The 11934-nt window shown below is 53.4% G+C and carries 15 protein-coding genes; 4 read left to right on the top strand and 11 right to left on the bottom strand.

All coding sequences use genetic code 11. The annotated features are described in order from the left end of the window. Positions 1 to 25: 25 nt before the first annotated feature. From flgL to N7268_RS09800, 11 genes are all read right to left on the bottom strand, one after another. Positions 26 to 955, bottom strand: coding sequence for a flagellar hook-associated protein FlgL (flgL, locus tag N7268_RS09850; RefSeq protein WP_260862737.1), 930 nt, complete (start codon positions 953 to 955; stop codon positions 26 to 28). 17 nt (positions 956 to 972) lie between these two features. Then, positions 973 to 2343: a flagellar hook-associated protein FlgK gene (flgK, locus tag N7268_RS09845; RefSeq protein WP_172862732.1), complete on the bottom strand. Its 1371-nt coding sequence runs from the start codon at positions 2341 to 2343 to the stop codon at positions 973 to 975. A gap of 97 nt (positions 2344 to 2440) precedes the next feature. Next, entirely contained in the window at positions 2441 to 2743 is a 303-nt protein-coding gene (locus N7268_RS09840; protein WP_172863301.1) for a rod-binding protein, read from the bottom strand. 8 nt (positions 2744 to 2751) lie between these two features. Beyond that, positions 2752 to 3873 (bottom strand): flagellar basal body P-ring protein FlgI, encoded by a 1122-nt coding sequence (locus N7268_RS09835; protein ID WP_172862731.1) that lies wholly within the window; start codon positions 3871 to 3873, stop codon positions 2752 to 2754. Between the two features lie 14 nt (positions 3874 to 3887). Then, positions 3888 to 4553, bottom strand: a complete 666-nt coding sequence (gene flgH / locus N7268_RS09830) for a flagellar basal body L-ring protein FlgH (RefSeq protein ID WP_172862730.1) — start codon at positions 4551 to 4553, stop codon at positions 3888 to 3890. 119 nt (positions 4554 to 4672) lie between these two features. Further along, positions 4673 to 5458 carry a flagellar basal-body rod protein FlgG gene (gene flgG, locus N7268_RS09825; protein WP_172862729.1) on the bottom strand — a complete coding sequence of 262 codons (786 nt, stop codon included), beginning with the start codon at positions 5456 to 5458 and terminating at the stop codon, positions 4673 to 4675. A gap of 16 nt (positions 5459 to 5474) precedes the next feature. Then, positions 5475 to 6212, bottom strand: coding sequence for a flagellar basal body rod protein FlgF (locus N7268_RS09820; protein ID WP_172862728.1), 738 nt, complete (start codon positions 6210 to 6212; stop codon positions 5475 to 5477). An 11-nt stretch (positions 6213 to 6223) separates the two neighbouring features. Next, the gene (flgE, locus tag N7268_RS09815; protein ID WP_172862727.1) at positions 6224 to 7456 is read right to left on the bottom strand and encodes a flagellar hook protein FlgE; all 1233 of its coding nucleotides are present in this window, start codon (positions 7454 to 7456) and stop codon (positions 6224 to 6226) included. Positions 7457 to 7483: 27 nt separating this feature from the next. Beyond that, complete coding sequence (locus N7268_RS09810; protein WP_172862726.1) at positions 7484 to 8392, bottom strand: flagellar hook capping FlgD N-terminal domain-containing protein; 909 nt, start codon at positions 8390 to 8392, stop codon at positions 7484 to 7486. After that, complete coding sequence (flgC, locus tag N7268_RS09805; RefSeq protein WP_260862733.1) at positions 8392 to 8823, bottom strand: flagellar basal body rod protein FlgC; 432 nt, start codon at positions 8821 to 8823, stop codon at positions 8392 to 8394. The genes N7268_RS09810 and flgC overlap by 1 nt, the downstream gene beginning before the upstream one ends. A gap of 2 nt (positions 8824 to 8825) precedes the next feature. After that, a complete protein-coding gene (locus tag N7268_RS09800; RefSeq protein WP_260862731.1) occupies positions 8826 to 9173 on the bottom strand; it encodes a flagellar basal body protein in 348 nt (115 codons plus the stop codon). 82 nt (positions 9174 to 9255) lie between these two features. Here N7268_RS09800 and flgA point away from each other — a divergent pair, with 82 nt between their 5' ends. The 4 genes from flgA to N7268_RS09780 all read left to right on the top strand — a co-directional run bounded on the left by flgA (position 9256) and on the right by N7268_RS09780 (position 11927). Further along, positions 9256 to 10026 carry a flagellar basal body P-ring formation chaperone FlgA gene (flgA, locus tag N7268_RS09795; protein ID WP_260862730.1) on the top strand — a complete coding sequence of 257 codons (771 nt, stop codon included), beginning with the start codon at positions 9256 to 9258 and terminating at the stop codon, positions 10024 to 10026. Positions 10027 to 10120: 94 nt separating this feature from the next. Next, entirely contained in the window at positions 10121 to 10408 is a 288-nt protein-coding gene (gene flgM, locus N7268_RS09790; protein ID WP_260862729.1) for a flagellar biosynthesis anti-sigma factor FlgM, read from the top strand. Positions 10409 to 10420: 12 nt separating this feature from the next. Next, positions 10421 to 10849, top strand: coding sequence for a flagellar protein FlgN (gene flgN / locus N7268_RS09785; RefSeq protein ID WP_172862722.1), 429 nt, complete (start codon positions 10421 to 10423; stop codon positions 10847 to 10849). A 133-nt stretch (positions 10850 to 10982) separates the two neighbouring features. Further along, complete coding sequence (locus tag N7268_RS09780) at positions 10983 to 11927, top strand: lysine-N-methylase (protein WP_260862728.1); 945 nt, start codon at positions 10983 to 10985, stop codon at positions 11925 to 11927. The last annotated feature ends 7 nt before the right edge of the window (positions 11928 to 11934 follow it).

The following is an 11934-nucleotide window of genomic DNA, read 5'->3' as shown; positions in this document are numbered from 1 at the left end:
ACTGTTCCTGAACTGTCGCTAACTGTTAAATCACACTAAAAAGGTTTAACTCACTCACTTTGGAGTAGGTTTTCAACGTGGCTTCCATCGCCATTTCCAGCCCGGTAAATTCAATCGACGCCGGGCCGTAATCCAGATCGCTCAACTGACTGATCAACTGATCGTTAGAGGTGGTAATGTCCGTCTGGGCATCACTTAGCATCGACATCGTATTCTGCGTTTCACCCAGCGACGCGATAGATGCATTCAGCGAGTCAGAGGCGTCATCGACTGTATTAATGGCATTTTCGATATCGCTTTGCACCTGCGGATCGGTAGGATCAACCGACGGGTCCTGGAGCTCTTTTGATAATGACGTGAGCGTGTTCAATACATCCAGGCTGTCGCCGAAGAAATCACTCACCGCAACGTTAGTATCCACTTCTACGCCATTGGAAACCGTCGTTTGACGATGGTTTCCATTGCCCTGATAGGTATAGCTGTCAGTTACGCCATCGCCATCCTCATCCACCGCGACAATCGGCGGCTGATCGTTGACCGTCCCACCAAACACATAGTGTCCGTCTTCGTCCTGGTAATTTAATGCCGATACCATCGCTTCCGTCATCGACTGAATATCCTGCCCCAGACTGGCTAATGAATCCGCCGTGTTGGTGCCGTTCGCCGCTTCCAGCAGATCGTCGCGTATCGCCAACAGATCGTTGTTAACACCATCCAGAATTGACTCCTGCTGGCTCATGCCTGCTGACGCAGAATCAATATTGCTTTGATACTGGTCGATAGCCGACTGCTGACGATCAAGCTGCGTAATACGGGTGGCCGCTATCGGATCGTCGGACGGTAGCAAAATACTTTTCCCCGTCGCCATTTGCTCAACGACATGGGACAATTCGCTGGAGAGATTGTTAAAACTCTGCGTCATGGAAACATAAGATTGCTGAGTAGAGACTCGCATAATATTAACCCTCCAGGTTAGCTACACATTTCCAGCACAGAATCGAAAATATCTGCACCCGTTGAGATCACTTTCAGGTTAGCCTCATAGATCTGCTGATAGGTAATGAGGTTCACGGCTTCTTCATCCATACTGACGCCACTGACGCTGCTCTGCTGGTTTTGCGCTTCAGTGTAAACGTTCGCCGCGGCCGTTGTTTCTGTCTGGACTTGCTGGCTGTAGATACCAATGTTACTGATGATCGATGAGCACGCTTCACCGACGGTGACGCTTCCCAGCCCTTCAATATCCAGCGGTTCAGTAGAGATGTTGATCAATGCCTGCAGGTTATCGCTGTTACCGCTTTCGTCAGGCGAACTGGAAAAAGCCAGTTCATCCGCGGTGATATCCGGGTTGACTTCAAGCGGACCCTCCGCTGAATTTTCATCATAAATAAACAGCGGCTCACCCGGATTACCGTTCAGGTCGTAGCCCTCTGAGAGTTGTTTGTTCACCGCATCGGCAAATTGCTCCGCCATGCTGTTGATGCTGCCGCTCAGCGGCGTTAACACCTCATTTTGGTAATCAAACAGAGCACCTAAAGCCCCACCCGTATCGGTGTCCATTGACGATGTTGTTCCGGCAAACGTCAGCGACATGCTTTGCGTGCCGTCGACGTTGGTCTCCAGTTCAATCGTGGAACTCTCCTGACCGCTGACCAGCGGCTGGCCATTTTGTAACGTAACGTCGTAGTTACCTTCATCATCGATATTGACCTGCACATCCATAATGCCGCTAAGCTGTTCAACCATTTGATCGCGGGCATCGTAAAGGGCAGAGGCGTTATCGCCGTTCGCTTCAGCCTCGGTGATCTGCTGGTTATAGCTGGCGATGCCGCTGGTCAGCGTATTCACCTGGGCAATATAGGTCTGCTCCTGGCTGACAATCTGGCTGCTTTGCGAATCGATATAATCCAGAGTGTTATTCACACGCAGCGCCAGTGCCCCGGACTCACTGATCACCTGTTCACGCAGGGCCGAGTCATCCGGGCTGGTTGTCGCTTCGTTCAGCGCAGCAAAAAAGTTATTAAATCCATCGTTCAGACTATTATCACTGAGCGCCGCTTCCAGGTCGGTCAGATACCCCTGTTGGGTGTTGTAGTAACTGAATTGGCTGGCGGCATACCAGACCTGGTTTACCTGATACTGGTTCGACACACGGCGAATGCTGTCCACCTGTACACCATTACCGGCACTGTTCGACGATCCCGCGCTGGCGCCAATGGTGCTGGTCACGGCCACCTGGCGAGTGTAACCGTCAGTCATGGCGTTCGCGGTGTTTTGCGCGGTGACGTTAAGCTCCACCTGCGCAGTTGATGCGCCGCTGTAGCCAATGTTAATCATATCCATCAAAGAGTCCTTGCCGGCCTGTCGCCCGGTCTGTCGTTAACAACCTTTCCGATAAAGAGCGGCGGAAAACCCCGGTTCTTAAGCCGCCGCCTGAGCTTTATCCTTTGTGCTGAGGGGAGAGTTGCTTCACGATCATGGCCGCAATCCCAATCCCATGATTCTGAGCCAGGCTGTTGCACAGTTGATCATCATAAAAACCCTGCATCATACGTACCGAATCGCTGTTAAACGGGTTGTCTTTTGAATCAAAGATCTCGTTGGTTTTCCGCATCTCTTTCAACATGCTGCGTAAGAAAATCGCTTCAAACTGCTGAGCCGCTTTCTGCACATCGTTATCTTTAATTTTGGGTCCCATCAACGCATCACTTCCGTCAACGCCCCCGCTATGACTGACTTTGATATCGGTCATTAGATCACCTCCAGATCGGCATCCAGCGCCCCTGCTTCATGCAGCGCCTGCAAAATAGACATAATGTCGTCCGGCGTTGCCCCCAGACTATTGAGCGCATTAACCAGCGTTTTCAGGCTGCTGGATTCCGGCAGGGTAATCATCCCGGGTCGGGCATGATTCACCGAAATATTGCTTTGTGGTGTGACCGCAGTACGGCCGCCAGCAAACGCGTTCGGCTGGCTGACATTACTGCTTTCGTTAATGGAAACCGTCAGGCTACCGTGGGATACCGCCGCCGCGTGCAGCGCAATACCATCGCCCATCACCACCGTACCGGTTCGAGAATTAAACACCACGCGAGCACGGACTTTTTCAGCCTGTACCTGCACGTCATCAAGCTGCGACATAAAAGCCACGCGAGCGCCAGGGCTGGTCGGCGCGCGAACGCTGACGTTGGTCGAACTTTGCGCCGTGGCGATGCCGCCAAATACCGCGTTGATCGCACCAGCAATGTTATTGGCATCTTTAAAAGAGGGACGTTTCAGATTCAGGGTAATGGTGTCGCCCATCTGGAAGTCGCTGGGAATTTCACGCTCTACCGTCGCACCATTCGGGATAAGCCCGGCCGTTGGCGTATTCACGGTGACGCTGGAGCCGCTGGCGCCGGTCGCGTTCATCCCGCCGACCACCACGCTCCCCTGCGCCAGGGCATACACTTCCCCATCCGCACCGTGCAGTTGCGTCAGCAGCAACGTGCCGCCACGCAGGCTTTTGGCATCGCCAATGGAAGAGACCGTGACATCAATCGTTTGTCCACGTGAATACATCGGCGGCAGTGATGCACTGACAGCGACCGCCGCGACGTTTTTCACCTTTGGATCAATTTTGCCCGGTAACTGAACGCCGAACTGACGCAGCATATTGGTGATGGTCTGGTTGGTGAACTTCACCTGGTTTTTATCGCCGGTTCCGTCCAGACCGACGACCAGGCTGTAACCCACCAGTTGGTTTTCCCTGACGCCCTGCACATTGACCAGTGACTCCAGGGATTGCGCCTGCGTCGTACCGGGCAGCGCCAGAATCAACGCGGCAATCATGCCGTTTAACGCCTTCATCCAGCGCCCGCTTAAGTGTTGCATATCAAAACCCTGCATTAGATCGGGAAGAGAGGATGGTTAAACAGACGGGTCAGCCAGCCTGCCGCGTTGGCATCGCTTAACGCACCACGGCCCGCATACGAAATACGCGCATCGGCGATACGTTGTGAAGAGACCGAGTTGTCGTTTTGAATATCATCGGCACGCACCAGACCACTCAGGCGAATGTATTCATCCCCCTGGTTGAGGGTGAGCCATTTTTCGCCACGAATTTCCAGAATGCCGTTTGACTGTACGCCGTGTACTGACACCGTAATCTCACCGCGCAAGCTGTTCTGCTGCTGCGATGTCGCACTGCCGTTAAAATCACGGTTAGCATCAACAGATGCAGACAGATTATCTTTGGTGTGGCCGAAAATCGTCGGCGCACCAATATCGACGGTGTTGTTCTTGCCGAAATTGGTTTTCGCCTGTTTGCTGGACTGGGTGGACTCTTCCAGGATGACGGTCAGAATATCCCCCACCCGATAGGCGCGACGGTCAGCCGTCAGCGACCATTTGTAGCCTGTTTCAAACACACCGCCCGCCCGGCCATCTGCCGTCGGCTGTGCCTCCGTTTTCGGGGGAGCAAAGAATTCGTCATTTTTTTTGACCAGAATAGCCTGCGATTCACACCCGCTGAGCAGGGGAAGCAGCACCATCAGCCAGAGATAATTTTTCACGTTCTGCCTATTTACTGATAAATCATTGCCGGATGGCGACTCCGCCTAATCCGACCTGTCAACGCTTGTCGCGTACAGGCCGGATAAGCGGAATGCCAGCGGTATTACACGTTCTGGAGTTACAACGTCTGACTAATAAACTGCAGCATATCGTCCGCCGCAGAGACCATTTTGGCGTTCATCTCATAGGCGCGCTGAACGGTGATCATCGCCACCATTTCGTTGACGATATCCACATTCGAGCCTTCCAGCGCGTTGTCCTGCAGCTGACCCAAGCCATCTTCCCCCGGAATACCTTCCGTCGGTTGACCGCTGGCGGCCGTCTCCATATACAGGTTGTCGCCTTCGGCTGACAGGCCTGCCGGGTTGGCGAAGTTCACCAACGTCAGTTGCCCCATTTCGGTCGGTTCACTGTCGCCAGGGACGATGGCGGTCACCGTCCCATCGGGGGCAAACGCGATACTCGTCGAACCGGCGGGAATATCGATTTCCGGCTGTAAAGGTAACCCTTGCGAGTTGGTCAGCACGCCGTCGGCATTCACCTGCAGGTTGCCATCGCGGGTATACGCAATGTCGCCATTGCTCTTTTGTACCTGCCAGAACCCCTGCCCCATGATGGCGACATTCATCGAGTTATCGGTGGTTTCAACGTTACCTTCGGTGAAGGTTTTCTGCGTGCCGACAATGCGCACACCGCTGCCAAACTGCATCCCGGTCGGCATGATGTTGTTTTGATCGAGCATGGCGCCCGGCGCTTCCTGGGTCTGATAAAACAGATCCTGGAACATGACGCGGTCGCGCTTAAAGCCTGTGGTGTTGACGTTGGCGATGTTGTTGGCAATCGCACTCATCTCGGCATCTTGCGCCGACAGGCCGGTTTTACTGATCCATAACGCTGCATTCATAAAACTTTATTCCTGATTAAGAGCCACGTAACAGCCGGTTGCCCGAGTCACTCAGTTCCTCGGCGGTTTTCATCATCTTGATTTGCGCTTCAAACTGGCGATTCATCGCAATGGAAGACATCATTTCGCTGACCGCAGATACGTTGCTGCTTTCCAGAAATCCCCCGCTCACTTTGATGTTTTCATCTCGTTGCGCCGGTACGCCGTCAGCCGTCACCAGCATGCCTTCGGTGTTTTTCGCCAGATTCGCGACCGGAATATCCACCAGCTTCAGACGGTCAATGTCCATGGTTGCGGTCACATCGCCATCATCCGGCGTCACCGAAAGCGTGCCGTCACTGCCAAAAGAGGCAATCGCGTTGGGTGGCAAAATGATCGGGCCGTTATCGCCAAGCACCACGTTGCCGTCGATGGTCAGTTGCCCTTGATCGTCCTGCTGAATATTGCCGTTGCGGGTGTAAACCTCATTTCCCGCTTTATCCTGCACGGCGATATAGCCTGAGCCCTGGATAGCAACATCGAGTGGGCGCTCTGTTTTTTCCGCCACGCCGGTGCTGTCATTGACACCGCTTGGGCTTTCCTTCGCCATAAAACGGGTGTCGAAGCCACCGCCTTTCACCTGGTCATTACTCGCCATCGCCATGTCGGCACGAAAACCATTGGTGTTCACATTGGCGAGGTTATTGGCGCTAATTTGCTGCTCCAGCAGCGTCTGGGTGGCACCGCTCAACGCGGTATATATCAACCGATCCATTTCTTAACGCCTTACATCGCCTGGAAGAGAGCCTGATCCAGCTGCGTACTGGTCGAGATCACTTTGGTGTTCGCCTGGTAGTTACGCTGGGCTGTCATCAGATCGACCAGTTCAGTGGTGATATCCACGTTTGAGCTTTCCAGCATGCCGGAAGAGAGCGTGCCGCATGAACCGGAGCCTGGAACGCCAATCAACGGCGTGCCGGATTCACCGGTTTGCACCCAGGCTGTTCCACTCACCGCTTGCAGACCGTTTTCATCCGGGAAAGTCGCCAGCACCACCTGTCCCTGCAGCATGCGTTCGCCGTTGCTGTAGGTCGCATAAACTTTACCGTCATCATCAACCTGAACGCCGTTTTGCGTCGCAGAGGCATAGCCGGTTGCGGAGTTGGTGGTGACCGAGAAATCAGAGCCGTACTGAGTGCAATCAGAGTAATCAACGGTCATTGAGATCGGCGCGGCTTCATCAGTGGTGAAAGTGATGGTTTGCGGCGTGGTCGGGGATGTCAGTTTGCCGGTGTTTGGATCGAAGGTCAGCGTGGTCGCGGGTACGCCGCTCTGAGGTTCGCCATCAAAGGTGTACTGCACTTCCCAGGTATTCTCCCCGGTCTTGGTAAAGTACTGGCTTACCGAGTGCTCATTACCCAATGAGTCATACACGGTCGTGGTGTAACTATCGGTGTAGGTATCGCTGTTATTGGGATCAAAAGGAACAGCATCGACAGGCGGTGTCGCTGACGCGTCGCCATCACGATCAATCACCTCATCACTGGCATTAAAGTTTGCCGTAAAGGTCATGCTGTCCGTGGCCTGTGCCGGAATGTTGCCGGTTTTGATCTGGATATCCGCCACCGTACCGGTTTGCAATGTGCCGCTGTCATCAACCGGATAACCCTGCAGGTAATCACCGGAGGCATTGACGATGTAGCCGTTCTTATCGGTCACAAACGATCCCGCGCGCGTATAGGAGATGTTTCCGGCGCTATCGCACATCACAAAAAAACCGTCATCGTTGATGGCCAGATCCAGTGCGTTCCCGGTTGATACCATGGATCCACCGGTCGAGATACTTTGTGCGGAACCCGCCACACTCACCCCCATTGCCTGAGTCCCGGCGTACATCGCGGAAAACTGGGTGGTCATGGATTTGTAACCCACCGTGCCGGAGTTCGCGATGTTGTTACTGATCCCATCAAGTTGTTCGTTGACGGCGTTCAGCCCCGTCGCGGCAATTTCATAACTCATTGTTTATTCCTGTTTTAAAAAACTAAATCAAAGCACCATGTTGTCGCTGTTATCATCGGGCGTATCACCGCCATCGTCCGGCGGCGTCGGGGTCACATCACCGCCATCATCCGGTGGAACGGGGGTGACATCATCCGTGCTGTCAGGTATGCCGAACTGCGTGATCATGGTGAACGGCACTTCGCCGACGCCATCAACATTGAGGACCGGCGTGCTGCCATCCAGCGGGATACGCACATCCTCAACCTCACCCGTCACCTCAATAGGCACTTCCTCTTCGCCGGTATTGGTCACAACCGACACGTTGTAATCACCAGGCGGAATACCGTAATCGGCGGGGTTGATATCAAAATCAACCTGCCCGGGCCCGACAGAGCTCTCACCTTCCGGGATCAGCGAAACCGTGTAGTCATCACCGGCCGCATCGGTGAAATGCAGGTCAACATCAGTACAGGCGTCATCCAGCGTGATACGTCCCTGAATCGCCTTCGAGTTGTCTTCGATATCCAGCGTGGTGGTCTGCACCATGATGTCGTCCCCCACCATATTCCCCAACGCCATGACCTGAAGGTTGCTCATCAACACGGCGTTGGTATTCGCCTGCACGCTCATCTCTTCCATCATCGCCACCTGCGCCATGGAGGAGAGCTGATCGATGTAAGCGGTCGGATCGGTCGGATTCGTGGGGTCCTGGTTTTCGATTTCCGCCACGAACAGCGTCAGGAAGGTTTCTACCCCTGACGCTTCTGTGGAGGTGGTGGTGGTCGGCGTATTGCTGGTGCCGCTGGTATCCGTTGTGCCGGAAGTTGACGAGGAACTGCTGTCCCCCAAATTGGTGTCTTGCGACGTGGCGCCCACATTATTTTCTGCAACCGCCGTCTTCTCCTGAGAGGAAGCCAGAGCCTGAGATTGGGCATACAGCGCCAAGGTATTCATTACACTTCTCCCAGTTTAAGTAAGCTTTGCTGCATACTTTTGACGTTATTCAGCACATCCACGTTGGTTTCAAAATCGCGTGACGCGGACATCATGTCGGCCATTTGCTCCACCACGTTGACATCCGGGTACCAGACATAACCATCCCGATCCGCCATAGGGTGATGAGGCTCATAGCGTTTCACCGCCCCGCCGCTTTGCATCACGTCCTGCACCTGCACGCTGGCGCCATCAATGGCGTGGTGGTGGTGTCCGTCAATCAGACTGTTGTTGTAAACAGCCGCAAAGACGGGACTTCTCGCCTTGTAGGCTTGCGCCTCGCTGCTGGCAGGTGACTCCGCATTCGCCATGTTACTGGCGACGGTATTGAGGCGAATGGTTTGCGCCGTCATCGCCGAACCGGAAATCTGATAAATATCAGTAAACGACATGGTTATTTCCCTTCAATGGCCTCTTTGACACCGCTTAATTGCAGGTTCAAAAAGGTCAGACTGCTTTGATAATCCATACTATTTTGTGAAAACCGGGCCTGCTCGGTATTCAGCTCTACGGTATTGCCGTCCTCTGAGGGCTGCATCGGTATACGGTATTTCACCTCAACCTCGGGCATAACATTTGAGCGACTTGCCCGTTGCATCTCAGCGGCAAAATCAATATCTTTAGCTTTGAAATTTGGTGTATCGACATTCGCCAGATTCGCAGTCAGTAGCTCGGTCCTCTCAAGACGTAACTTCACTGCCTGCGGATGTACACCCAATGCCTGCTGAAAACTGATTCCCATTTCTTGCATCACTCCTGCATCAATATCGCTGTTATTAGCAATATACATGCCAACTTTTAAGTGATTGATGAGAAATGACTTTATGAAATTATCCCCTTCCCGACGGAAGCCTTCCTTCCCCTTTATCGCGGAAATCCTGCTGGCGTTATGCTGTGCATTACCCGTCCGTGCCGACGTGCATCCCGTTCAGCACAGCGCCCGGGAGCAGATCAACGCGCAGGTCCTTAAAGCCGCCACCCATGAAATTGAAACGCTGGCGCAGAAACAGCAGTGGCATGACTACCGCTACACCTTCAATGTCTATATCCCCTCAACGGTCAGCACCCAGGCGCTCTGCGCTTCGACTCCGCAGGTCAGCACCACGTCATCCCCGGAAATGGCCTTAACGCGGATGAATTTTGTCGTCAGTTGTCCAGGCAGTGCGGGGTGGCAGGTTAACGTTGCGGTCCGCCCGGACGTGTCGGTACCGGTCGTCATGCCGAAGTCGCTGATTGCGCGCGATACGGTACTCACCGCCGACGATCTGGTGCTCAAAAAATTCAATATCAGCGGACAGCGAGAAGGGTTGATGATGACCAGGGAAGAGGCGATTGGCCTGACCAGCAAGCGCGCCCTGCGACCGGGAAAACCGCTGACACGTAATGAACTGGTTCAGCCTGTGCTGGTGAAACGCGACCAACCGGTCATGATTGTCTCGCATATGGCCGGGATAACCGCCTCAATGCCTGGTGTGGCATTGAAGAATGGTCGCAAAGGCGAGGTGATAAAAATTCGTAACGCCAGCAGCCAGCGGATCATCACCGCAACCGTTGATGACACGGGGGTTGTCACGACGCTGACGGCGGAGCAATAGGGGATTTTTTGTGATGTGATTAAAGTTTTCCCCCTGGTGGTCGCTTTTACCCGATAACAGATAAACAACCCAACAGAAGATGCACGAGGTTGCTATGAAGATTACACCTACCCTGCCTGGTAATCGTCCGACATCAACGACCGGAGGCGAGCGTTCAGAGAAGAGCACCGCGCAAACCAGCACGAGCAGCACAACGGTCGTTTCCGCCGATGATATTACTCAGGCTGGATTACAGACGGCGCAACAAACGCTGAACAGTGATACGCAACGTGACGTTGATGACGACAAAGTGGCGCAAATGCAGTCCATGCTGGCTGCCGGCAACATGCAGGTCGATCCCCATCAACTGGCTGGCGATATGCTCAGCTTTTTTCAGAAATAAGAGGCCAGAACAGTGAGTACCAGGCTACAGCAGGTTAAGAGCCTGCTTCAGGGCATTCGTGAAGACGGGATGCGGTATGACACGCTTCGGGCTCAGCTTGAACAGCAGCGCCTGTGTATGATCCGCCGCGCCAGCGAAGAGTTGCTGGCGGTAAATGATGAGATTCAACACCATTATGAACAGCTGAAAAACAGCAGTCAGCAGCGCCGCTCACTCCTGCAATTACTGGGCGTCAGCGTCAATCGTGCGGGGCTGGAGCAGGTTTTTAACTGGTTACCAGGCGCGCAAAAAAATGCCGCCAAAACCTGGTGGCAGAGTCTTGAGCAAAAAGCAGAACGCTGTAAAGCCTACAACGAAAAGAACGGTGAGCTGCTGATTCGCCAGTATGAGTTTATTCAGTCTTTTCTGGGGACTGAACCCGATTTTATCTACCACCGTTAAAACACCTTCCTTGTCGCGGAAATTCGCTTTCCGCGACACACCTAATACATTGAAAATATTATAAATATAATTCAGGCATGGATGTTGCATTGTATTCGGCAGATTTGAATATTGGGATAACTGAGAACACATTATGAGTATGATTGATTGCTATGAACCCGACTTTGTCCGGTTGTTTTTATCCCGCCATCCGGATTCTGCGCTGCATGTCAGAATGTGTTGGAAAACGGAAATTCGCCAGAGCCTGATGCTCACCGATCCCGCCAGTTGTGAAGCGGCGTTAAGCTCTCCTCAGGCATTTGTTTTAAACGTCACCCAGAGTGAAGCCTCTGCGGAAAGTCGCGCGTTATCCCGGCGCGATCAGGTTTTGAATCAGGCCGCACTTGATACCCTTACCCTGCCAGGTTTATGGCCAGAATTGCGCCTGTATGCACTGGGCATCATGTTGTCCTACTCCGACAAATTCCCGGGTGAGGACGAGGTTGTCCTGCAAAAACTGGCGTCGTTGCCGCAGATTCTGGCGGGCTATGCGCAAGAAGGAAAACTGCAGGATCAGTTCGCCCAACTTCCCAGCTTGCCACAGCTACAACGTGAATTAATCACCCGTATGGGTAGCTGTGAATTCAACTGGGCATTGTTGCCGGAGAGTACGCGTAAGCTGACTTTACCCTTGCAGGTGAGTCTGCTGATGCTTCAGGACGCCAACAGCGAAGCGCTGCTCCAGCAACAGTTGCAGGATCAGTGGCAGAAAACCGATGAGCGCTATTTTGCGCAAGCGCCGTGGATCTTTATTAACTATCTGATTTATCGTCTGTATCACGACACATTCCCACAACACGACAGCGAAAGCGCTCTCCAGCGTTATTTCGGGCTCACCACTGACTTCTTTATGATTCGGACATTACTTAGCCTGTGGACAATGGATGATTCCGAGCTCAGTCAGGACGATATTTATGCCCTGTTCGCGCTAGTGGAAGAGTGGCGAAACAGCAGCGATGCCATCGCGGTACGTCAACAGATTCAGAATCGACTGCCGGGAGATCACTTGCTCTCGGCGTTTTCCCTGCTTACACGTTAGCGCCTGT

The sequence above is a fragment of the Citrobacter sp. Marseille-Q6884 genome (genome assembly GCF_945906775.1).
GTDB lineage: Bacteria > Pseudomonadota > Gammaproteobacteria > Enterobacterales > Enterobacteriaceae > Citrobacter.
This window is presented reverse-complemented; position numbering and strand designations above follow the sequence as displayed.

Coding starts and splice junctions, on each gene's coding strand:
- flgL (WP_260862737.1), bottom strand. CDS start 955: ATGCGAGTCTCTACTCAGCAATCTTATGTTTCCATGACGCAGAGTTTT.
- flgK (WP_172862732.1), bottom strand. CDS start 2,343: ATGGATATGATTAACATTGGCTACAGCGGCGCATCAACTGCGCAGGTG.
- N7268_RS09835 (WP_172862731.1), bottom strand. CDS start 3,873: ATGCAACACTTAAGCGGGCGCTGGATGAAGGCGTTAAACGGCATGATT.
- flgG (WP_172862729.1), bottom strand. CDS start 5,458: ATGAATGCAGCGTTATGGATCAGTAAAACCGGCCTGTCGGCGCAAGAT.
- N7268_RS09820 (WP_172862728.1), bottom strand. CDS start 6,212: ATGGATCGGTTGATATATACCGCGTTGAGCGGTGCCACCCAGACGCTG.
- flgE (WP_172862727.1), bottom strand. CDS start 7,456: ATGAGTTATGAAATTGCCGCGACGGGGCTGAACGCCGTCAACGAACAA.
- N7268_RS09810 (WP_172862726.1), bottom strand. CDS start 8,392: ATGAATACCTTGGCGCTGTATGCCCAATCTCAGGCTCTGGCTTCCTCT.
- flgC (WP_260862733.1), bottom strand. CDS start 8,823: ATGTCGTTTACTGATATTTATCAGATTTCCGGTTCGGCGATGACGGCG.
- N7268_RS09800 (WP_260862731.1), bottom strand. CDS start 9,173: ATGGGAATCAGTTTTCAGCAGGCATTGGGTGTACATCCGCAGGCAGTG.
- flgA (WP_260862730.1), top strand. CDS start 9,256: ATGAAATTATCCCCTTCCCGACGGAAGCCTTCCTTCCCCTTTATCGCG.
- flgM (WP_260862729.1), top strand. CDS start 10,121: ATGAAGATTACACCTACCCTGCCTGGTAATCGTCCGACATCAACGACC.
- N7268_RS09780 (WP_260862728.1), top strand. CDS start 10,983: ATGAGTATGATTGATTGCTATGAACCCGACTTTGTCCGGTTGTTTTTA.